The 23699-nt window shown below is 48.7% G+C and carries 17 protein-coding genes and 1 tRNA gene; 1 reads left to right on the forward strand and 17 read right to left on the reverse strand.

What is annotated here, in order from left to right:
* Nucleotides 1–10: 10 nt before the first annotated feature.
* The 7 genes from ABXS75_13650 to ABXS75_13680 form a co-directional block, all read right to left on the reverse strand.
* Nucleotides 11–1369, reverse strand: a complete 1359-nt coding sequence (locus ABXS75_13650) for an MATE family efflux transporter (protein XCP84107.1) — start codon at nucleotides 1367–1369, stop codon at nucleotides 11–13.
* A gap of 170 nt (nucleotides 1370–1539) precedes the next feature.
* A complete protein-coding gene (locus ABXS75_13655; GenBank protein XCP84108.1) occupies nucleotides 1540–2925 on the reverse strand; it encodes a spore germination protein in 1386 nt (461 codons plus the stop codon).
* A 199-nt stretch (nucleotides 2926–3124) separates the two neighbouring features.
* Entirely contained in the window at nucleotides 3125–3640 is a 516-nt protein-coding gene (locus tag ABXS75_13660) for a deoxyuridine 5'-triphosphate nucleotidohydrolase (GenBank protein ID XCP84109.1), read from the reverse strand.
* Nucleotides 3615–4121 carry an anaerobic ribonucleoside-triphosphate reductase activating protein gene (nrdG, locus tag ABXS75_13665; GenBank protein XCP84110.1) on the reverse strand — a complete coding sequence of 169 codons (507 nt, stop codon included), beginning with the start codon at nucleotides 4119–4121 and terminating at the stop codon, nucleotides 3615–3617. Before nrdG ends, ABXS75_13660 begins: the two co-directional genes overlap by 26 nt.
* Nucleotides 4121–6253, reverse strand: a complete 2133-nt coding sequence (gene nrdD, locus ABXS75_13670) for an anaerobic ribonucleoside-triphosphate reductase (GenBank protein ID XCP84111.1) — start codon at nucleotides 6251–6253, stop codon at nucleotides 4121–4123. Before nrdD ends, nrdG begins: the two co-directional genes overlap by 1 nt.
* Nucleotides 6254–6515: 262 nt before the next feature.
* Nucleotides 6516–7910, reverse strand: coding sequence for a sodium:alanine symporter family protein (locus ABXS75_13675; protein XCP84112.1), 1395 nt, complete (start codon nucleotides 7908–7910; stop codon nucleotides 6516–6518).
* A 156-nt stretch (nucleotides 7911–8066) separates the two neighbouring features.
* Nucleotides 8067–8618 carry a hypothetical protein gene (locus ABXS75_13680; protein ID XCP84113.1) on the reverse strand — a complete coding sequence of 184 codons (552 nt, stop codon included), beginning with the start codon at nucleotides 8616–8618 and terminating at the stop codon, nucleotides 8067–8069.
* 194 nt (nucleotides 8619–8812) lie between these two features.
* On the opposite strand from ABXS75_13680, the gene ABXS75_13685 reads away from it, so the two are divergent.
* On the forward strand, nucleotides 8813–9160 hold the full coding sequence (locus ABXS75_13685) for a helix-turn-helix transcriptional regulator (GenBank protein ID XCP84114.1): 348 nt from the start codon (nucleotides 8813–8815) through the stop codon (nucleotides 9158–9160).
* Between the two features lie 204 nt (nucleotides 9161–9364).
* On the opposite strand, the gene ABXS75_13690 is transcribed toward ABXS75_13685, so the two are convergent.
* The 10 genes from ABXS75_13690 to scfB all read right to left on the reverse strand — a co-directional run bounded on the left by ABXS75_13690 (nucleotide 9365) and on the right by scfB (nucleotide 23680).
* Nucleotides 9365–9437: transfer RNA gene (locus ABXS75_13690), tRNA-Gly, on the reverse strand.
* A gap of 261 nt (nucleotides 9438–9698) precedes the next feature.
* A complete protein-coding gene (gene aspS, locus ABXS75_13695) occupies nucleotides 9699–11486 on the reverse strand; it encodes an aspartate--tRNA ligase (GenBank protein ID XCP84115.1) in 1788 nt (595 codons plus the stop codon).
* 91 nt (nucleotides 11487–11577) lie between these two features.
* A complete protein-coding gene (hisS, locus tag ABXS75_13700) occupies nucleotides 11578–12849 on the reverse strand; it encodes a histidine--tRNA ligase (GenBank protein ID XCP84116.1) in 1272 nt (423 codons plus the stop codon).
* Complete coding sequence (gene hemZ / locus ABXS75_13705; GenBank protein ID XCP84117.1) at nucleotides 12834–14462, reverse strand: coproporphyrinogen dehydrogenase HemZ; 1629 nt, start codon at nucleotides 14460–14462, stop codon at nucleotides 12834–12836. The genes hisS and hemZ overlap by 16 nt, the downstream gene beginning before the upstream one ends.
* Before the next feature lie 34 nt (nucleotides 14463–14496).
* Nucleotides 14497–15120 carry an MBL fold metallo-hydrolase gene (locus ABXS75_13710; protein ID XCP84118.1) on the reverse strand — a complete coding sequence of 208 codons (624 nt, stop codon included), beginning with the start codon at nucleotides 15118–15120 and terminating at the stop codon, nucleotides 14497–14499.
* A 93-nt stretch (nucleotides 15121–15213) separates the two neighbouring features.
* On the reverse strand, nucleotides 15214–17541 hold the full coding sequence (locus ABXS75_13715; protein ID XCP84119.1) for a bifunctional (p)ppGpp synthetase/guanosine-3',5'-bis(diphosphate) 3'-pyrophosphohydrolase: 2328 nt from the start codon (nucleotides 17539–17541) through the stop codon (nucleotides 15214–15216).
* A gap of 44 nt (nucleotides 17542–17585) precedes the next feature.
* Nucleotides 17586–18110: an adenine phosphoribosyltransferase gene (locus ABXS75_13720; protein XCP84120.1), complete on the reverse strand. Its 525-nt coding sequence runs from the start codon at nucleotides 18108–18110 to the stop codon at nucleotides 17586–17588.
* Between the two features lie 76 nt (nucleotides 18111–18186).
* Nucleotides 18187–19956, reverse strand: coding sequence for a single-stranded-DNA-specific exonuclease RecJ (gene recJ, locus ABXS75_13725; GenBank protein ID XCP84121.1), 1770 nt, complete (start codon nucleotides 19954–19956; stop codon nucleotides 18187–18189).
* 129 nt (nucleotides 19957–20085) lie between these two features.
* Nucleotides 20086–22269, reverse strand: coding sequence for a protein translocase subunit SecD (gene secD / locus ABXS75_13730; GenBank protein ID XCP84122.1), 2184 nt, complete (start codon nucleotides 22267–22269; stop codon nucleotides 20086–20088).
* Nucleotides 22270–22276: 7 nt separating this feature from the next.
* A complete protein-coding gene (gene scfB, locus ABXS75_13735; protein ID XCP84123.1) occupies nucleotides 22277–23680 on the reverse strand; it encodes a thioether cross-link-forming SCIFF peptide maturase in 1404 nt (467 codons plus the stop codon).
* Nucleotides 23681–23699 lie beyond the last annotated feature (19 nt).

The raw sequence follows: 23699 nt of genomic DNA on the forward strand, positions 1-23699 counted from the left end.
CAACTATATACTATTTCCCCCAATTTTTCAAAATCCGCTTCATAGTAATCACAAACAGCACCGCTGTTGTAGTTACGGAAAGAATATCCGCCACCGGCTCCGCATAATACACGCCCATAACGCCAAAGAATCTCGGCAGGATCAGAGCCAACGGAATCAGCAGGATCACCTTTCTCAAAAGAGCGATAAAAAGGGACACCTTCGCCTGCCCCAGCGCAATAAAAGTGGACTGGCAGGCCATCTGGATTCCGAACACCGTCATTCCCAGGAAATAGACCGGCATTACCCGGTTGGTGATCGCAAGCAATTCCTTCTGATTGGTAAAAAGTGAACTGAATATCTGCGGAAATGAGATCGCAGTCCCACACATCACGATGGTGATCGTCAGGCAGATCGCCAGCATTCTTTTGAACGTCCCCAGCACCCGTTCTTTATTTCCGGCTCCATAATTATAACTTATGATCGGCTGCATTCCCTGATTCATGCCCTGCACCGGCACGGATACCAGCTGCATGACACTGGTCAGAATCGACATGGAACCAACATACAGATCTCCTCCATAGCTTTTCAGACTGCTGTTCAGAGTAATGAGCACCAGACTCTCCGTACTTTGCATAATGAACGGGGATACGCCGAGCGCTGCTATTTTCCCGATCATTTCCCGGTCATACCGGATCAGGTTCCTGCGAATCCGAACCACACTCTTTTCCGAAGTAAGAAAATGCACCACCCAGGCAGCACTCATGGCCTGCGAGATAATGGTGGCAAGCGCCGCCCCTCTCACGCCCATGTGAAGTCCAAATATGAAAATCGGGTCCAGCACTATATTGGTCACCGCACCGATCAAAACGGACAGCATCGCCACCTTCGCATTCCCCTGCCCGCTGATGAACGTGTTAAGTCCCAGCGCAAGCTGCACGAACAACGTACCTATCAGATAAATCGTTATGTACTGCCTGGCATAGGTAATGGTATTCTCCGTCGCGCCAAATGCATAGAGCACCGGCGTCTTGATCAGCATAAATATCGTGGTCAAAGCGATGGAAAAACTGATCAAAAGAGCCGTGCTGGTTCCCAGAATCCGTTCCGCCCTCCCGTAATCCTTCCTTCCAAGCTCTATAGACGCCAGCGGTGCCCCGCCCATTCCGGCAAATGCACTGAACGCCGAGATCAGCATGATGATCGGAAATGTGACGCCCACTCCCGTAAGCGCCATATCCCCATATCCGGATATATGCCCGATATACATTCGATCCACAATATTATAAAGAACATTAATAAGCTGAGCCGCCACAGCCGGAAGCGCCAGGCTTATGATCAGCCGCCCCAGCGGTTCCGTCCCCAGCCGTTCATCTTGTTTCTTCTCCATGTCAACACACTCCCATTCTGTAAACCTTTTCTCCTAATCATAATACTTTTTCCCTTTTTCGGCAAGCCGGCAGGCTTTATCTTTATACTTTTTTAAGATTCACCCGCCGCCCTGCCGCTACCCAAATGCACAATATTCCCGTCGCTTTTCCTACCCATTTTTCACTTTTTCTATTCGCTTTTCCCACCATTCCCGCTCTTATCCAGCGTCACATTCAAATAGCTCCGTCCGGAAAGGGTCTTATTCACGCAGATACACCACACGACCACCACGCAGCCGATAACAAACCCGATCCAGTCAAAGAGAGCGGTAAGGACAAGGAGCAATAACCGCATGAATTTCAGCGCATATCCTAACTCAAAATTGGGCTGCGTATAATTTGCGACCGAAACGAAGGCCATGTAAAGCATTACTTCCGAGTTGAACCAGCCAGACTTGACCGAGAACTCTCCCATAACGATACCAGCGATCACACTCAGAGGCGTACTCAGCATACTGGGCGTATTCAAAGCCGCCAGCCGAAGCCCGTCAATGGCCAGCTCCAGGATCAGAATCTGGAAAATAAGCGGAATGTTGACGGTATCCTCCACTACCACAAATTCAAAGATTTCCGGCACCCACTCGGGATTCTGCATGAACAGAAGGAACAAAGGCACGAAAAACACCGTGAGAATCGTGATGATCGCCCGCGAAAATTTCAGATAGTAGTTGGTGATCGGCGGAAAATAATGGTCATTCGCCTCCTCGATCATGTCAAAGATAGAGGTCGGAAGGATCATAGTCGAAGGGGAATTGTCCACCAGAATCACCACTTTTCCTTCCAGAAGACAGGCAGATGCGGTATCCGGCCGCTCCGTGAATTTGAACTTGGGAAACGGATTGTACCATTTTCGCTTATAAAGCCCCTCCGCCAGACTCTGCTGATTCATACGCAGATCGTCCACCTTGATCTCTTCCAGCTTTCGCCGGAGCACCGACAGCATTTCCTGATTTACCCGATCCTCCATATAGCAGATCGCCACATCGGTCCGGGAGCTCTTCCCCACCTCTGTCATTTCCATAATCAGATGCTCATCACGTATCCTGCGTCGTATCAGCGCCGTGTTAAAGACGATCGTCTCCACAAATCCGTCCCTGGACCCCCGAAGAGACTTGTCCTTTTCCGGCTCGTCCACTCCTCTTGCCGGATATGTCCGACAGTCGATCGCGATACATACCTCAAATCCGTCGATGAACAGGCAGGTCACGCCCGAGAGCAGGTTCTTTATGATCTCATCAAAATCTCCCAGAATATCCACCTCCACATAGGGAAGGAACTGCTCTGCAAATGTCGTGGCATCTTCCGGCATCTCCTCTTTGGTAATTCCAAAAAAGGAATCCATGATCTTCAGCATGCTCTCGTCTTTCGTAAATCCGTCAATAAAGAAAAATGTACTCTTCTTTCCGCCGATCATGATATTTCTCTGCACAATATCAAAGCTCTCCTTAACCGGCAGTACCCGGCAGATATCCTGCACATTGTCATCAAGTCTTTTGCTTACTGTCTTCTTCTCCATATAAAAATTCCTCCGTCCGACATGGATTTAAGCCGCCAGCCAAAGGATTTCTGCCTTCGCGCTGCTACTTAGCGACCGTATTTACTACACAGTAATACGGTTATCATGTCCGAAAACGGAGGAAATATGTATGTTTTATAACGAGAAACGTCCAAAGACTGTTCCCGTAACTCTAATTTGCAACACCTGAAAAATGCACCTATTTCGTGGTACTTCCAAAGCCGCCGTTTCTTACGCTCTTCACATCATCATCCACGGTGATCCCATATTCCACGAAAATTCCCTGCATGAATCCGGTTCCTTTGGGGATTTCCAGAGTCTTCCCCTCATTCGTATCGTTCGTCAGCTTCGCAAAAATATGACCTTCATTATCCGAATAAAAGTAGTCGCTGTCAATGATCCCTACCGTATTATTTAATTGCAGGCGGTATTTGAAGCCAAGTCCGCTTCTGGGATAGCATTTCAGCACCCAGTTCTCCTCCATCTCTACCCGGATTCCGGTTGGAATCTTGATTGTCTTACCCGGCTCAAGCACAAAGGTATCCGGTGCAAAGAAATCATATCCTGCACTTCCGGAAGTGGCGCGTCTGGGAAGGCAGATCTCCTCATACAGGCTTCGTATCTTCTCCTCTGACTGATCCGCCCCGAACGTATCCTTCCAGCCCATAGCAAATTGTTCAATGCTCACCTTATGAAACTTCGCAATCCTCTTCATGTAACCTGACTTCTCCTTCTCTTAATGTCCTTTTCACATCGATCACCCGCTGGTTCGAGCTTCCCTTCCAGTGCAGGTTCTGGTCCTTCTTATCCACCTCGAACTCGCCGTCCACCAGCACGTCCAGATATTTGACGACCTCCAGATGGCGTATCTCCTCCCAGGTATATCCTGTATAGAGCCAGATCGTCTTATTCGGGAACTTCGCCCGAATCTCTTTTGCAAGCTCTGTCACATCATACGCATTCGCAATGTGGAGCGGATCGCCGCCGCTGAATGTGATTCCGCTGATATAATCCTTTTCCAGCTCTTCAAACACCTCGTTTTTTGCCGCCGTATCAAAGGGCAGTCCTCCATTCGGGTCCCAGGTGATTGGGTTATGGCAGTCCTTACAGCAATGACTGCAGCCCGCCACCCAGAGGACGACCCGAAGGCCGTCCCCGTTGAGCATATCATCTTTCGTTATATTGTGATACCGCATTACATACTTTTCCTTTCCGCTATTTCCTCCATCTTGGCGTCATTCAGCCTGGTATCCCCCTTCACTCTGGAATAGGACAGATACCCATTCATTCTGTCGATCTTGGTCAGATTGCTGCTTCCGCACACCGGGCAGACGTCCATGGCAAGCTCCTCATGACCACAGTCGTCACAGTAGGCCAAAGACAGATTGACGCCCTCATAAAAGCCCATATCCATCGCACGTCTTACCAGAGACTTGATCGCCTCCACATTATAGTTGATTGGATATTTGACGTACTGAATCTTGCCGCCGTTACTTAAATCCCAGAAACGATTCTCCAGATTCTGCTTCTGGATCGGGGTGATGTCCTCCGTCACATGACAGTGGAAACTATTGCTTACATAGGCACGGTCGGATACATTTTCCACGATTCCGTATTTTTTGCGGAACTGCTGTACCTGCACACCGCAGAGATTCTCAGCCGGCGTTCCGTAAATTGCATACAGATGGCCGTCTTCTTCCTTAAACTGGGCAATCTTTTTATTGATATATTCCAGGGTCTGAAGCGCGAATTCTCCGTCTTCCACCAGGGATTTCTTGTTATATAACTGCTGTAATTCATTCAGAGCCGTGATTCCAAAGGACGCGGTAGCCGACTTAAGCAGCGGTTTGATCTTCTCATTCAGTTTCAAATGTCCACCATAGAAGCCGCCTTCACAGTACGCCAGCGGATTAGTGGAGGCCCGCATCTCTCCCAGATACTCATAGGTCCGGATATGGAGCCGGCGGATCAGTTCCAGGTAATAATCCAATACCTCAAAGAAATCCCTGCTCTCCTGACGTGACTTGGCCAGGATCATCGGCAGATGGAGACTTACCGCACCGATATTGAACCGTCCCACGAACACAGGCTTGTCCTCGGAATCCGCCGGGTTCATACCGCCTCTCTCATACCAGGGTGATAAAAATGCACGGCAGCCCATAGGACTTATGATCTTGCCATACTGCTTATACATGCTTGCCACATAGCCCTTTCCGGTAAGGCTCAGCCAATCCGGATACATGGTCTTTCTGGAGCATTCGATTCCTGCCTCGAACAGATCCTCTGCCGGAGCTCCCGGTCCGTGCAGCTTCTCATCGTACAGGAACACGATCTTCGGGAACAGGACCGGCTTCTTGTGCCCGGCTTTCCCCTGACCGTTCTTCCGCACCTCCAGCATGGTTTTTGTGACCAGTTTTCCGTACTTACTGATATTCGTTCCGCTCGTCACGGTGATGAACGGATAGTCTCCACGGCTTGATGAAACGGAGTTGAACTTGTACTCCCAGCCCTGGAAGCCCTGCTCCATCTCTTTCTCCAGATCCTTCCATGCAACTTCCTCAGCCTTCTCCTTAGAAAGTCCCAGCTCCTGATATTTTTGAAGCAGTTTCTTGTGTGATTTCTCCGCATAAGGCTCCAGGATCTCGTCTACGCTCGGCACGGTAAATCCACCGTACTGCTGACTCGCTGCACTCAGCACGATGTCTCCAATCACGTCAAAGGCCGTATCCAGCGTCTTCGGCTCGTTGTACCACAGATTTCCCATCTCAAATCCGCCGGTCAGCACGTTCTTCACATCGAACAGACAGCAGTTCATGGTATCCCGCCTTGCTGACATATCATGAATATAAATATAGCCTTCCCGGATCGCCTGAAGTTCTTCCACCGTCAGGAAAAACTTTTTGTACAGCTCCTTATTCAGCTCATTAAAGATCAGACTCCTCTTGGTAGAGACAAGGGCGCTGTCCGTATTACTGTTCTCTTTATCCCCGATATACATGATGGACTGGCTCTTGCGATACACTTCGTCCAGCATATGCACGAAATCCTGCTTATAATTCCGGTAATCCCGGTAGCTCTTCGCCACGATAGGATTCACCTTCTCCAGCGCACCCTCCACCACATTGTGCATCTCGGCGATCTGAATCTGCGTCTTTCCCAGCTCCTTCACCTTCTCTTCCACAAACTGGCAGATAAACTTCAAATCTTCCTCTGTAAACGTAATTAAGGCACGATAAGCCGATTTATTGACCGCAACTACTACCTTCTGCACATTGAACTCTTCCTTGGTGCCGTCTTTTTTGATCACTCTGACATCTTTTAAATCCATTTTTATTCTCCTTTCCCCGACATTCTATATCTTGTGTTTTTGTTAATATGTTTTCACAACATCGTGTGCGTTTTTCCTATCCATCTTATCATTTTCTCATTCTTTCGTCAATAGAGAAAACAGCGTACTCCGGCGCATGAAACCTCAAACCCCCAGAAAATACGCTGTTTATGACTCTAAAAAAATTTTTACGGGACCCGCTTTCTCTTTCCGGAAAACAGGCCCCGTTTTCGTAGTTCATCTGTCTTATTTTTCAAGATTTCTATTTTTTTATGACCGGAATCGGTGTCTCGTCTCTGGCATCCAGATTACCTATATACTTCCTCGTCTCGCGCACGATCACCGGCGACAATGCCAGCACGGCGATCAGGTTCGGAACCGCCATCAACGCATTTAAGGTATCTGCGATCAGCCATACCAGATTCAGGGAGACAATCGGTGCGATCACTGCCACCGCCACATAGAGCAGCCGGTACGGAATCAGCGCATGTCTTCCACCGAAATATTCCACGCACCGTTCGCCGTAATAAGCCCAGCCAAGCACGGTAGAATATGCAAAGGAGATAATACCTACTACCAGGATCACCGGCCCTAAAACCGGAATCTGCCGAAACGCAAGGGTCGTCAGCACGCCGCCATCGGTAATCTCATTGGCGTTGATCGCCGGATTCTTCATGATCGTGGAAACCAGGACCAGTCCGGTCATCAGACATACCACAACGGTATCCCAGAACGTTCCCGTAGAAGATACCAGGGCCTGGCGGACCGGATTCCTCGTCTGGGCCGCTGCTGCCGCGATCGGTGCGGAACCCATACCGGATTCATTGGAAAACAGTCCCCTTGCAATACCGAAACGCATCGCCAGCATAATCCCGCTTCCCACAAGCCCGCCTGCCGCTGCTCCCGGCGTAAACGCCAGAGTGCAGATCGTCACCAGAGCGGGTATGATAAAGTCGTAATTCATACAAAGAATGATGACGCACCCCAGCACATAGAACGCTGCCATGAACGGCACCAGCCTCTCACACACATTCGCAATCGCCTTGATTCCCCCGAAAATAACCAGCGCCGTCGCGGCAGCGACCACAACGCCGACAATCCACGGAGCAATCCCCAGATTCTCTTTACATACGGTAGCGATTGCATTCACCTGCGTCGCACAGCCGATTCCAAACGACGCAAACGCCGCAAAAAACGCGAACAACAGTGCCAGTATTCTGCCAATCTTCTTATACTTCAATCCATATTCCAACGCGTACATGGCGCCGCCCTGCATACGGCCGTCCTCCGTCTTCACACGGTACTTTACCGCAATCAGAGATTCGCTGTACTTTGTCGCAATTCCAAAAACACCGGTGAGCCAGCACCAAAGGACCGCTCCCGGGCCGCCCAGCGCCACAGCCGTACCGACACCGATAATATTTCCCGTGCCGATCGTCGACGCCAGCGCCGTAGTCAGAGCGCCGAACTGGCTTACCTCGCCTTCCGCCTCCGGATCTTTGGCGACCGAAAGACGGATACCAGTAAAAATCTTCCTCTGAATAATCCCCGTCCGAAACGTCAGAAACACATGCGTCCCGAGGAGAAGGAAGATCATCGGCCAGCCCCACACCACATCATTGATTGCTTTCACCACACTATTTACCACATCATACATATGTAATAACCCTCCTACTACTCATTTCTAAAATGCAGGTTCCAAAAAAACGAACATTTCTACCATTTTATACAATTTTTTTCGGATTATCAATATAAATGTGCGGTTTATTCGAAATTTTTCTATTATTATATATTTCCGTAAAACTTTCGGTCCCTATTGTACAAACACGAAATATCTATCGCACTTAATGTCATGAAAATAGCATTCTTCTTTTGTTATGATGAGTTCATAGATATCGTCCCCCATCTTTGTATCATTGAGACAGTTCCGATAATAGTAAATCCCTTCCTGATGCGCCTTCACCTTCTCCATGATATCCTCTACGACCTGGCCAATCTTCATACCTTCCACTCTTGACGGGGTCCATCTCCGGAGCATTCCGCGCACCTGGCTCTTATTCAGCTTTACTTTGACCGCCCCATAGAAGCGTCTCGGAAATACCTCATCTTTGTCCAGTCCGCACATATCGACCACCTTGTCAAAAAGTTCCGCATGCTTGCGGTAATCCATTCCCATCTCCAGATACGCCTGAATCTGAATCAACGCCCCGGTCAAATATTCTTCCAGCGGATTACACGCATAATAATCAAGAATCTGCTCAATACTCAATAGTAACGTCTTCTCACGCGGAACTCCCAGCCTCGCCCCCATACTCGTCGCCAGTTTTGCCGCCTCGATCTCTGCTCTGTACTGTTCCATATCCATATCCAGTTCCTCCTTTTTTTATTTGCTCCATTTTATTCTGATACTTTTCGTCTTAACCCGTCCTCTGGAAACGCAGAACGACATGATACTGCTTTTATCATATCAACAATTGTGTGTTTTTGTAAATACAACTTGCACTATATGCCATTCTATTTTGTTTTTTTAATGCTACACTAAATAAGAGAGGTGTACTTATGGAAAATCAGCAAAATTTTTTTGGAGACCGTGTGAAACAAGCGCGCAAAAATGCCGGGCTCACACAGGCTGAACTGGCAGAAAAAGTGAATATGGACGTTACTACCATCAGCAGAATCGAGAACGGCGCGCAATTTACGCCCTTTCCCAGTATGTTGAATTTTTCCAAAGCTCTTAATGTGCATTTTGACTATTTAATCTGCGACTATCTGGAAGCGGGGCCCGATCTTAGCAATCCGCTGGATTCGAAGATTTTGGATATCATATCACCTCTGCCCGATAATTACAAGTTATTTATTCTGAAAGAGATTCAAAATCTCATTCAGCACTTCCCTACCGGAGAATAATATACTCCCTTTCCATATCAATAGTACCTAATAACTCTATTGTAGTGGAAAGGGAATTTTTTTGATGATTTATTTAACACTTAAAAATGCAACCGCCTTCACGCGGGCTATGCATAATCGCACGAAGTATGTTTTATTCCATATGAAAATGCCATGTATCTTCGTGCGAAGCAAAAAAAGAACTGCCTATGCAGTTCTTATAAGAGCGACAGACGGGACTCGAACCCGCGACCTCCACCTTGGCAAGGTGGCGTACTACCAACTGTACTACTATCGCATAAGTTATTTTGTTTTCTCTTGTGTTCCTCGGAACAATATATACTATACACGATGAACCGGGATTTGTCAACAAAAAAACGAAATTTTTTAATGTTTTTCTTTTTTATGTTTTTTTGTAATTTTTCGGAATATTCTGTAAAATAGAATGAGCTCTCGCACGCTCTTCACGCGCAAACGGGCTGCGCAGCAGCAATTTTAAGTAAAATAGAAAAGAGAGGCCCAGCCTTTTCGCTTCTGCCTCTCTTCTCATTCTCACTTACTATTCCGTCTTTGCCAGTTCAAGTCCCAATTCTTCAAGCTGTTTCGTATCAACAGCGGCCGGTGCCTCTGTCATCAGGTCGGAGGCGTCCTTCACCTTCGGGAAAGCAATCACATCACGGATACTATCCTGTTTTGCCATCAGCATCACCAGACGGTCCAGACCATACGCAAGTCCTGCGTGCGGCGGTACTCCATACTTGAACGCATTAAGAAGGAATCCGAACTGTTCATTCGCCTGCTCCGGCGTAAATCCAAGCACCTCGAACATCTTGCTCTGAATCTCCTGATTGAAGATTCTCACACTTCCTCCACCAATCTCGTTGCCGTTCAGCACGATGTCATAAGCCTTCGCGCGAACTCTGCCCGGATCAGAGTCAATATACTGAAGATCCTCTTCCATCGGCATGGTAAACGGGTGATGCATTGCCGTAAAACGATTCTGCTCCTCGCTCCACTCCAGAAGCGGGAATTCCGTGATCCAGATGAATTTATACTCGTTCTTATCCAGAAGTTCCATCTGACGGGCCAGCTCCAGACGAAGCGCGCCCAGCACATCCCAGACAACTTTATTCTTATCAGCGGCAAACAGAAGCAAATCTCCGTTTTCTCCGCCCATCGCCTGGATCAGTGCGCTCATCTCCTCTTCCTTCATAAACTTGGAGAAGGAAGATTTCACGGTGCCGTCTTCCTGGAGCGCAATATACGCCAGCCCCTTTGCGCCATAGTCCTTCGCAAAAGCTACCAGTTTATCAATTTTTTTTCGCGGCATCGCGCCCTGTCCTTTGGCGTTGATACCGCGCACAGAACCGCCATTTTCAATCGCTCCTTTGAATACTGCGAACTCGCAGTCCTTCACGACCTCAGTCACATTCTGAAGCTCCATTCCAAAACGGATATCCGGCTTGTCTGAGCCATAGCGGTCCATCGCTTCCTGCCAGGTCATTCTCTGAATCGGGAGCTGTACTTCGATTCCCAGAACCTCACTAAATAATTTTGCCAATAGTCTCTCATTGACATCGATGACGTCATCTACATCCACGAAAGACAATTCCATATCGATCTGCGTAAATTCCGGCTGACGGTCCGCGCGCAGATCCTCGTCACGGAAGCATTTGACGATCTGGAAATATCTGTCATAACCGGAACACATCAAAAGCTGTTTAAAAATCTGCGGAGACTGGGGAAGTGCATAGAAATTTCCCGGGTGCACACGGCTCGGCACCAGGTAGTCTCTCGCCCCCTCCGGCGTACTCTTGATGAGGAACGGAGTCTCAATTTCCAGGAAGCCTTCCTCCGAAAGGAACTGGCGGGTCAGAGTTGCCACCTTGCTCCTCATCATCAGATTTCTCTGGATATCCGGTCTTCTGAGGTCGAGGAAACGGTATTTGAGGCGCAGTTCTTCCTTAGTTTTGGAATTCTCTTCAATCGGAAATGGTGGCGTCTCGGACTCAGATAAAATCCGCAGTTCTTCAGGTCTGATCTCGATCGCGCCCGTTGCAATATTATTGTTTACCGCACCGGAACGTGCCTCCACGGTTCCCACCACGGCAACCACAAATTCGCTCCGCAGCTTTGCCGCTTTTTCCAGAATCATTTTGTCGGTGCTCTCCTCCTCAAACACGACCTGCACCAGGCCGGAACGGTCGCGCACATCAACAAAGATGAGTCCTCCTTTATTTCTGTTCTTCTGCACCCATCCCATGATGGTAACTTTTTCGCCGATATTCGCCTCAGTAAGCTCCGCACAGCGGTGCGTTCTCCTAAGGCCCATCATTGATTCTGCCATGATATTTTCCTCCTGTTTTCCTCATACTTATTCTTTCTGGGCTTATCGTAATCCGGAAGGCGCATTTCCATACGCCTGCATCTAAAATCCCCTACAGAGACATTACCGAATCCTTATAGCAGTCTACGATATTCTCATATCCGTCAGCGATCATCTGATCCTTCTGGAATTTTTTATTTTTCTTCATGTTCGCGATCAGCACCTGCTTTCCTTCCTCGCGGTCCTTCTTCGCCATCTCCAGAACCTTCAGCACGCCTTCCTTCGGCATTCCCTTCTCCAAAAGATAGGCCTTCTTCTCCCTTTTTGTCGGAAGCTCATAGCCATTCTCCAAAAGCAGCATTACAATACGCTCAAATCCTATGGAAAATCCACATGCCGGCGTATCCTGGCCGGTAAATTTGCCGATCATCTTGTCGTACCGTCCGCCTCCTGCGACAGAGCCGCCGAACTCGTCCATCGTCACCTCAAAAATCGTTCCGGTATAGTAAGACTGCCCGCGCACCAAAGTCGGGTCGAACTTCATCCTGAAATCCGCTTCCTTTGCGGCTTCCACGCTGGAAATGATCATTTCCATGCTCTCCGCCACCTTCTCGTCCAAAAAGCCTGCCAGCTTCTCCTTTAAGAAACGGATTCCCTCCACATCCGGGCTGATCTCGTCAAACAGTTTCAGGTAGGTGTCCACGTTCTCCTGCGTGTAGCCCATCTCCTGAAGCTCTGCACCAACGCCCTCTGCCCCGATTTTGTCCATCTTATCCAAAATGATGAAGACCTCATCAAAATCTTCTTCCCGGAAACCGCTGTATGCCGCCATAGCCTTTAAAATGTTGCGGTCATTAATGCATACGGTAAAATTGTGAAAATCCATCTTTCCAAGCATCGTGGTGGTCGCCAGGATCAGCTCGATCTCCGCTAAGTTTCCCGGCTCTCCAAGGATATCAATGTCACACTGCATGAACTGGCGGAACCGTCCTCTCTGCGGGCGGTCTGCACGCCACACATTTCCAATCTGCATCGCTTTAAACGGAGACGGCAGCTCATTTGCATGGTTCGCATAATATCTCGCCAGCGGAACCGTCAGGTCATAGCGGAGCCCGCCGTCCACCAGATCGATCTCTTCTTTTGCCTGATCGATCTTCAGCTTATCACCGCGCTTTAAAATCTTAAAAATCAATTTTTCATTGTCACCGCCCTGCTTGCTGCACAGGTTCTCGATATGCTCCACACAGGGAGTTTCCATTGAGGTAAATCCAAAGGTTTTATAGGTATCCTTGATCATCTGGATCACATAATCCCTGATCTCCATCTCCTTCGGGAGCATGTCCTTCATACCGGTGACCGGTTTCTTTTTTAACGCCATAACCATTCTCCTTTTCGTTCTATCATCTCGTCAAGCCGCGAAATATACTCTCCTACGTCCTTGACATTCTCAATTCTGATCATATTCGTCTTTCGGCCGTTCCTGCTGCCCGGCGCGTCGATTTCATAGGGAAGCACCACCTTGGTAGAAGCACCCGCCCCTGCCGCTATGATGGATTGTTTTTCTTCCATAATAAGTATATTGTATATTCCGGCTTTGTCAACCTTTGCATAGCCTACATTTTCAAAATTTCCGGCAATATTTTTCTGACGGTAGAGATAATAGGGCGCAAGACCCATCTCTTTTGCGCAATCGGCTGCCATATCGATCATTTCTTCCAATTCTCTTGCCATCTGCGTATTGTTGATTTCTTCATCTGCTTTAAGCGAGGGGTCCGCTCCCCTGGCGCTTTCATTTTGCATAGCCTTCTGCCGCTCTATTTTTTCCCTTGTCAGTCTCGATCCGTGCTTCATCGCAAGAGCGTGTACGGTCAGGCTGTCCGGGGAAAGCTCCCTGATCTGCCGGAGCGTATCCTTCATCTCCTCCGGATGCTCTCCCGGGAGACCTGCAATCAGATCCATATTGATATTGTCAAACCCGATCTGCCTTGCCATATGAAATACATTTACCACATCTTCCACCGTATGCCGCCGGCCAATCACGTCCAGTGTCCTCTGTTGCATGGTCTGCGGATTGATCGAGATTCTGCCCACGCCATGGCGGTAGATGACTTCTAGTTTCTCCTTTGTAATACTGTCCGGCCGTCCTGCCTCTATGGTAAACTCTTTCAGATCTGCGAAAGAGAAATTCCTCTCCAGGTGAGTGAGGACCCTGTCCATCTGCGCCGCACTCAGGGTCGTAGGGGTGCCTCCGCCCATATAGACCGTGTTCAGCTTTTTCTCTTTGGAGACCTCCGCGATATAGGAGAGCTCTTTTAGCAGCGCGTCCACATACTCGTCCATTCGGCTCTGCCATTTTGCGACCGGATAGGAGGTGAAGGAACAATAGCTGCATGTCGTCGGACAGAACGGAATTCCGATATACAGGCTGTATCCGTTCTGATAATCCAGCTTTTCAAGCTGCGCCTTCTCTCTTCTTGCAATCTCGATTCCAAGCCTTGCCTTTTTCTCACTGACCACATAGGTATCCTGCATGAAATCAATAATCTCCTGCTCGCTTCGCCCCTCTTCCAGCTTCTCCATGATCATCTTCGTGGGACGCACGCCTGTCATATCTCCCCAGGCATGCTCCTCCCCCGTCATTTCCGAGAGCAACTTATATAGTTTTTTATTAATATAGCGTTTCTGTTCTCTCTTATCCTCTATCGCCTCTATTTCCGAAAATGCAACTTCAAATCTTAAGTTCGCTTGGCGGCCGAGACAAAGGTCCACCGGACCTTTGCTTAGGCATGCCGAGCCACCGAGATGAATGTCCACTGGACATTCACTTAGGTTCGCTTGGCGGCAGAAAAAACAAGAATCACGATCGAATTCTATCTGTATCAGTGATTCTTGTTCCGGTTCCACCGTCTGGTTTATCTCGGCATCCGGAAAGAACGATTTCACAATATGGTACATATCATAGGTGAAACGCTCATTCTGACATTTAATCTGAATCATGCCATGAAACCTCTTTACTTTCTATATTATATTCCTACACAAATGGATTATTGACCTTCTCATTTCCGATCGTAGTCGCTCCCATGTGTCCCGGATATACGACCGTCTCATCCGGCAGAAGGAACAGCTTCTCCTTGATTGAGCGGATCAACGCCGAAGTGCTGCTGGTCGCGAAATCGGATCTGCCTACTGAGCAGCAGAACAGCGTGTCGCCGCTGAACAGTATATTCTCCTCTGCAACATAGTAGCATACGCCGCCTGCCGTATGCCCCGGCGTATGAATCACTTTGAAATCTCTTCCCAGCAGATGGAACACATCTCCATCATGTATCACATCTCCGCCCGCATAGCTGTAGCCTGCGGTATAGACGGTAGACTCGTTGAGCTGCGGCGTGTGAAGAAGCTCCAGATCCTCTTCCTCCACATACACCGGCATCTTACCATAAAGCTGAATCAGCTTGTCGATTCCCATAATGTGGTCAAAATGCGCATGCGTCAGAAGAATCGCTTTGAGCTGAATCCCCTGCTCATCAATATAGCTGATCAGTTTGCGGGGCGCAGCCGCCGGGTCCACAATGACGCCCTCTTTCGTCTCCTCATCCCAAACGAGATAACAGTTGGTACTGATGATGCCCGTTACAATAATATCTACTTTCATCTTATCTATCCTCACTGCTTTTTACGTATTTTATTCTTTCACTTCAAACGATCTCTGGCTGCAATATAATTTCAGAATGCACCGCATACCATGCTAGCCCACCGCGCGCTCAATATCCAGCACGCCCTGAAGCTGCCTGAGTTTCTCGATCACTTTTCCCAATTCATCTCTTCCCTGGACAATAAATCCGGTCTCAATCGTCGCAGTTCCCTGTTTGCTGGTGCGGACATTCATGGATTTCACGTCAATATTCATCTCTGTGAACACCTTGGACATATCCATCAAAAGTCCCTGTCTGTCGTGGGCATACATCTTGATCTCGGCCAGATAGCTTCCAGTTCCCTCACCTTCCGCCGGTTTCTCCCACTCGGCCGGAATCAGCCTAACTCGTTCCTGCTCGGACAAATGAATCATATTGACACAATCCGTCCGGTGAATCGACATTCCACGCCCCCGGGTAATAAATCCAACAATCTCATCTCCCGGAACCGGATTGCAGCAGCGTGAAAAACGAACCGCCATATCGTCGATTCCTTTGACCACAATCCCGCTCTTCGACTTGGTCACATGAACCCGGTTCTTGGCCGCCTCAGCCACCTTCTCCAGAACACTCTCGTCCGTCATTTCCTTCCGGTGATCTTTACTGTACTCTTCCGCCAGCCGGTTCACCACCTGACCTTCCTTCAGACCGCCGTGCCCGACCGCGGCAAGAATGGAATCCCAGTCGCGGAATCCGTATTTCTCCTGCACGATCTGCATATACTTCGGCTTCATCAGATCCGAAATGACAAATCCCTTCGCTTTACAGTAGGTGGAGAGCATTTCCTTTCCACGGACAATATTGTCCTCTTTAAACTCTTTCTTGAACCACTGGTTGATCTTATTCTTCGCCTGGGTGCTCTTTACAATATTCAGCCAATCCCGGCTGGGACCCTTGGAATTCTGCGATGTCAGAATCTCGATCCTGTCCCCGTTCTGTATCTTATAATCGATGGTCACCAGTTTCCCGTTCACTCTGGCGCCCACCATCTTGTTTCCTACCGCTGTGTGGATCGCATACGCGAAATCGATCGTCGTCGAGCCGCTCGGCAGATTCTTTACATCTCCGTTCGGCGTAAAGCAATAGATATCTTCCGCAAAAAGATCCAGATCGCCCTTGAGAAGATTTAAGAACTCCCGGTTGTCTGACATATCCTTCTGCCATTCCAGGATCTGGCGGAGCCAGCTTAATTTCTCCTCCTCTTTTGCTTCCACACTCTTCTTTCCGTCATCGGATTCCTTATATTTCCAATGCGCGGCAATTCCGTATTCCGCGGTCTTATGCATCTCTTTTGTCCGAATCTGGATCTCAAAGGGCTGCCCTACCGAACTCATAAGCGTCGTGTGAAGCGACTGGTACATATTGGGCTTCGGCATGGCGATATAATCCTTAAAACGTCCGGGAACCGGAGTATACATCTCGTGGATCACGCCCAGAGCCGCATAGCAGTCCTTGACAGAATCCACAATGATCCGCACGGCAAACAGATCATAGATCTGATCCACCGTCTTATCCTGATTCACCATCTTCTTATATATACTGAAGAAATGCTTCACCCGCCCGTTGACATCGGCCCGGATGTGCGCATTCTCCATATGTCTGGAAACCTCATCCACGATCTGGCGGACAAATTCCTCCCTCTCTGTCTTGCGCGCATTGATCTGTTTTACCAGATCCTGGAATACCTCCGGCTGCGAATATTTCAGCGCCAGATCGTCAAGCTCCGTCTTGATCTTGGAAATACCGAGACGCTGTGCAATGGGCGCATAGATATCCATCGTCTCCTTTGCCTTTTCCAGCTGCTTGGCCGGACGCATAAACTGCAGAGTCCGCATATTGTGCAGACGGTCCGCGAGTTTGATGATAATGACACGAATATCCTTTGCCATGGCAAGGAACATCTTCCTTAGGTTCTCCGCCTGGACCTCCAGCTTATCCGAAGAATACGAGATCTGCCCCAGCTTGGTGACGCCGTCCACAAGAAGCTCCACTTCCGCGCCGAACTCCTGCCTAATCTCCTCGCAGGTCATCACCGTATCCTCCACCACATCGTGGAGCATGCCGGATACGATCGTCTCTTTATCCATCTCCAGATCCGCCAGAATAATACTCACCCAGAGAGGGTGGATAATATAGTCTTCACCGGATTTTCTCTTCTGCCCCTCATGTGCGCCTCTTGCGATGCGGTACGCCTTCTCTATCATAGAAATATCCGTAGATGGATGATATTTCCGAATCCTTTTTATCAAAAGATCGTAAAGTTCATCCGGGTTCTGATAGTCCGCAGGCGCTTTCACCGCATGACCGTCCACAATATCAAGCTGTTTGTTTGTCGGTGCGATCACCGACTCTTCCTGAATGCCGATAACAACGTCTGACATACCTTTCCCCTTCTTCCTTTTCTCTTCCTTTGTTGTCTTTTTGTTTAGTTGCCCGGATACTGAATCACAGCGTCCACTTCATATCCTTCCAGCTTCTCCCGTCCCTTAAGGCCCATAAGCTCCATCAGGCACAGAACTTCCACCACTTCTCCGCCTAAGCCTTCAATCAGAGAGATCATCGCCGCTGCGGTCCCGCCGGTCGCCATAAGGTCATCCACAATGACCACCTTATCTCCCGGTTTGATGGAACGCTTATGAATCTCGATCTCTGCACTTCCATATTCCAGATCATACTTGATGGAAGCCGTCTCACAAGGAAGCTTTCCCTTCTTCCGGATCGGCACGAAAGGCTTATGTAAATTATAAGCGATCGGCATACCGAAAATAAACCCGCGGGACTCCGGTCCCACTACGATATCAAATTCCTTATCTTTCAGCTTCTCCTGCAAAAGTTCAATGGCAAGATGCAGTCCCTCGGCATCTTCCAGGATACTGGTCACATCGCGGAAAATAATTCCTTTCTCCGGGAAATCTGGAATACTTAATACATAATCTTCAATCTTTTTCATTGCTTTCTCCACCTTTAGAATCGACATAAATTTTACAATATCTTATAGTATACCATAATTTAATCAATTTTCAAATTTATTTATAGTTTTGTACCACAATTTGCGGGGTTTTTACGCCCTGGTACTCATTGATATCCGGATAAAAGGTAAATGCCATGACAATTTCACCCGCAGACAGGAGGCTGCCTGATTCCAAGCGCTGCCGCACATAGGCGCCGAACCTCTGACCGACATAATCCATAAAGTCCGGAATATTTCCGAAATACATGGCCGTAAGCCGCTCGCTTCCATCTTCCACCTGCATTTTTAATACGTTTCGGTTTTTCCCCAGAATCCGCGCGTTTCGCACGCTCACCTGCCGCTGGGCAAAGACCGGCTTCGCATTTCCCTTTCCGAAGGGCTCCATAACATGGATCTCCTGCACGAACTCCTCTGTGACATAGCGAAACGGAAGCTGCATATCGATGGAAACTTTCTCTACCAGATCCGCTCTTTGAAGCCCCGACCTGGCATTAATCAGCCTGCGGAATTCTTCCAGATTCTCCTCCGGCATTGAGAGCCCCGCCGCCATCTTATGTCCTCCGAATCTGGTCATGAGATATGCGCACCGGTTGAGCCCTTCGTACATGTGCCAGGACTCGATGGATCTTCCGGAGCCCTTCAGCCCTTCCTCCGCCCTGGTAAGAACAAAGACCGGCCTATAATATTTTTCCCTCACTCGCCCGGCAACGATTCCGGCCAGACTTTCGTGACAATCCGGCAGATAGATCACCAGCACATCGTCTTCCCGTATCTCTGTATTTTCCACCTGAATCAGGGCGTCCTCCACGGCGGCTGCCGTCATGTCTTTGCGGCTGTCGTTTAGCGCTTTTAAATCCCCCGCCAGAACATCGGCCTCCCGGACTGTTTTGGCCTCCAGAAGAGCCAGGGCGCGTTTCGCCGTATCCAGACGTCCGCTGGCGTTCATACATGGTCCCAGCACAAATCCGATATGGTAGGCCGAAAGAGACTCCTTACGCACCCCCGTACACTCGATCAGGGCACGAAGGCCTTTATTCTGTGTGCGTTTCAGCATCTCCAGCCCCTGCCTCACAAAAATGCGATTCTCATCTACCAGGTCCATCACATCACCCACCGTAGCGATGGCAACATTTTCCATCAGATAATCCACGTCGCAGACATCTTTTCCCATGGCTTCAAGCAGCGCTTCCACCAGCTTATATGCCACCGCTGCTCCGCACAGACCCTTAAATGGATATTCACAGTCCCACCGTTTGGGATCGACCACCGCATCTGCCGCGGGAAGCAGATAACGCCGCTCCCCATCCTCCGTTTCCTCATAGGGAACTTCATGATGATCTGTCACCACCACCGTCATTCCCATCTCTTTTGCATAGGCGATCTCCTCACGGGCCGCAATCCCGTTATCACAGGTGATGATCACCTCTATCCCGTCGTCAAGCGCACGCTCAATCAGATGCCGGTTCAGTCCATAGCCGTCCTTCATCCGGTCGGGGATATCACTGTCCACCTCCGCACCCAGCGCGCGAAGTCCCTCGAGAAGAATATAGGTGGACTGAATCCCGTCAATATCATAGTCGCCGATGATTCGCAGCTTCTTTCCCTCCCGGATACTCTCCATCAGGACATCCACCGCCTTATCCATATCCCGCATCAGCATTCCGTCATACAAATCGTTTATCGTGCCGTTCAAATACCGTTCGATCGCCTCATCTCCCACCACATCGCGGTTGCGTATCAAGGCCGCAATCCGGGGGCTGATATGGAATTTCTCACTAATATGCGAAAAATCTGCACCTTTTCTCAGAAGCACCCAGTTCTCCATCTTTCGTTTCCTCACCCGATTCTTTTATCTGCCCGCCATCTTCAGGAAATGTCCGGCAAATTCTATTTCTCCATGTATAGAGGAAAAGGTGCCGGATATGCTCCAACACCTTTTCTCTATGCAATTCTGTTATTTTTTCTTCTTTCCAACGGCTGCTTTCACCGGCTCTGCCTTCTTGCCGAACCTTGTCCGCATCACATACCACAGTGCGCCTGTGATACATACAGAAGAGTATGCTCCGCAGATAATACCTACCATCAACGGGCTTGCGAACTCTTTGATAGAGCTGACGCCCATGATATAAAGTACCGCTACCATGACGAAGGTCGTCAAAGAAGTGTAGATACTTCTGGTAAGTGTATAAGTAATACTCTTGTTCACTACATCAGCAAGGTCCTCGTCGCGCTTCTTAAGGTGCATCTCCTCACGGATACGGTCGAAGATTACGATAGTCGCATTGATCGAGTAACCTACGATCGTCAGCATACATGCGATAAAGGTGTTGCCCACAGATACTCTCGCAACTGCATAGAACATGAGTACCACCAGTACGTCATGAATCAGCGCTGCTACCGCACTGGTCGCGAACCGGATATCCTTGAACCGGAACCAGATATAGATCAGCATACAAATCGTTGCAATCACCACCGCTACAATCGCGTCGCTTCTCATCTCCGCACTTACGGTAGAACTGATATTTTCAGCAGTAATCAGGGAATCATCTACTCCGAACTTCTCGACCAAAGCCGCATTCAGTTCTTCACGCTTCTGAAGATCCAGAGTCTGAGTCTTGATCACTACCTGATTGCTGCCCTTTACCTTCTGTGTCTGCACGTTCTTGTCGCCTGTCACTTCCTCTACGACCGGAACGATCTCAGAGTCAATCTCTTTGATACTGTAATCCTTGTCAAAGGTCACGTTCGTCGCCGTACCACCCTTGAAGTCAAGGCTGTAATTCAGCGCTCCGTCTCCTTTGCCTGCATGGATTCCCATTGCAGCAAATCCGGCAAGGATCACAACAGCTGACAGTGCAAAACATATAGCTCTTTTGCTAAGGAAATTAATCACCTTTCTATCTTTATGTTTCTTCGCATAGAACTTCTCACTGCGGATACCGATAGCATAGAAGGCGAATACAATCACTCTCGTAATGATCAGCGCCGTGAACATGGATACCACGATACCCAAAGCCAATGTCTGTGCAAATCCCTTCACACTTCCGGAACCCTTAAGTCCCAGCACGATTGCCGCGATCAGGGTCGTCACGTTACCGTCCACGATTGCAGACATTGCTTTCTTAAAGCCGTTTCTCAGTGAAGAGCGAACACTGATTCCTGCGCCGATCTCCTCACGTACACGGGCAAATATAATGACGTTCGCATCTACCGCCATACCGATACCCAGAATAATACCTGCGATACCCGGCAGAGTCAGGGTAATGTCGAATGCATTCAAAAATACGATTACGATTCCGGTATAAATGATTAGTGCCAGGCTGGCAGCAAATCCCGGAAGCAGGTAAACGATACACATAAATACAAAGATAATTGCAAGACCGATGGCACCCGCATACAAGCTGGTGCTGATTGCTTCCTCGCCGAGCTGTGCGCCCACCACGTTGGAACGGAGTTCTTCCAGTTCCAGCTTCAGTCCACCAATACGGATGGTGGAAGCCAGGGTATCTGCTTCCTCATAGTCAGCCATACCCTCGATGATTGCCTGACCATTTGAAATCACACTGTTTACTTTCGGTGCACTGACGGTCTCACCGTCATAAATAATAGAAATCACTTTATTAAGGTTCTCTTCCGTCGCTTTTGCGAACTTTTCAGCACCTTCCTTTGTCATTTCCAGAGATACCACATATTCTTTATTCTTTGTGGTCTGATTCTCTATCGCCTTTGCCTCTGCGGTTTTGATATCTGAGCCGTCAAGAACCGTCTCACCCGCAGAATCCTTGAATTCCAGAGATCCCGGTTTTCCAAGCTCTTCCAGAACTTTATTGGCATCGGACACGCCTGGAATCTCTATATTGATTCGGTTATCCCCTTCCTGATAAACGGTCGCTTCCGTGCTGTACTGCTCCACACGCTTTTGCAGCTTGTAGACCGTATCTGCCATCTCTTCACTGGTAGGATTCTTCTCTTTTGCCTGATAGGTGATGCTGACACCGCCGGCCAGGTCAAGACCCAGCTTAATATTTCTCGCAGAACCGATGTGGCCCTTTCCGAATCCCTGCCAGCAGGTAAATCCAAGCAATCCGATAAGCACCGCGGTCAGGATCAGGCTAATGACGCCTTTACTTTTTTTCATCTCTTTCTTACTTCCTTTCTTCATCTGCCAGAGCAGCCTTTATCATAATAGCGCACTCCACTCTCTTACGTTCCATCTCGCAGCCCAGATCATAGGAATCCTTAAGGCCGTCCGCATACTTATATGCATTCGCCATACAACCTCCGCTGCAATAAAATCTTGCAAAACAATCCCTGCATTTTTCCTTTGTGTAGACGTTGCAGCATCGGAATTCATCTGCAATCTCCGGTCTTGTAATTCCCTCATCCACATTACCCATCAGGAAATCCTCGTCCCCGACGAACTGATGGCAGGGGTAGAAGTCTCCCCATGGAGTGACTGCCAGATACTCCGTTCCGCTTCCGCAGCCGGAAAGTCTCTTTGAAAGGCAGGGGCCACCCTCCAGATCAATCATGAAATGGAAGAAATTGAATCCTTCTCCCTTTCTTTCCTTCTCTATCATGTACTTCGCAAGTTTATCGTATTCCTCGAAAATCTGTGGGAGGTCCTCCTCGCGGATCGCATATGGATCGGAGGCATCACCTACCACCGGCTCAATGGACATCTGCTTAAAGCCCAGCTCGTCAAAATGCTTCACATCTTCGGAAAAGTCCAGATTGTTCCGGGTAAAGGTTCCCCGAATATAGTATTTCTCCTGATTCCGTGAATCCGCCAGCTTCCGGAACTTGGGAACGATCAGATCATAACTCCCCTTTCCATTCCTGAACGGACGCATCCGGTCATTGACTTCTCTTCGTCCGTCAAGGCTTAAGACCACATTGTCCATCTCTTTATTAATAAACTCCTGAATCTCATCATTTAACAGTACACCGTTGGTCGTGACGGTAAAACGGAAATGCTTGTCATGCAGTTTTTCCTGCTCCCTTCCGTATGCCACCAAGTCTTTTACCACCTGCCAGTTCATCAGCGGCTCCCCACCGAAGAAATCCACTTCCAGATTGTGTCTGCTGCCTGAATTAGCAATTAGAAAATCCAGGGCCTTTTTTCCTACTTCATAACTCATAAGCGCACGGCGGCCATGGTATTCTCCTTCTTCTGCAAAACAGTATTTGCAGGCAAGGTTACAATCATGTGCGATGTGAAGGCAAAGCGCCTTTACCACCGTCTTACGCTTCATTACTTCCCCAATGTATGGTTCGTATGTATCCGGGACGAACAGCTGTCCTGCGCCGGTCAGCTCTGCCACATCCTCTATGATCTCCTTTAGCTCATCCTCCGGATACTTCTCTCCTAATGCTTTTCTTACATACTCCCAGGTCTCATCGGCCTTAATCGTCTTCTGCGTGTGATTGGGATTTAACTCATTCAGACAGGCGATCACATCATATCCCGGCTCGTCCACCACATGGACACAGCCACTGTTCACGTCCAGCACGATCCGGTATCCGTTATTCTGGTACTGATGAATCATCAAACGTACCCCTTTCTAT

Source organism: Roseburia hominis (assembly GCA_040702975.1).
GTDB lineage: Bacteria > Bacillota > Clostridia > Lachnospirales > Lachnospiraceae > Allocoprococcus > Allocoprococcus hominis_A.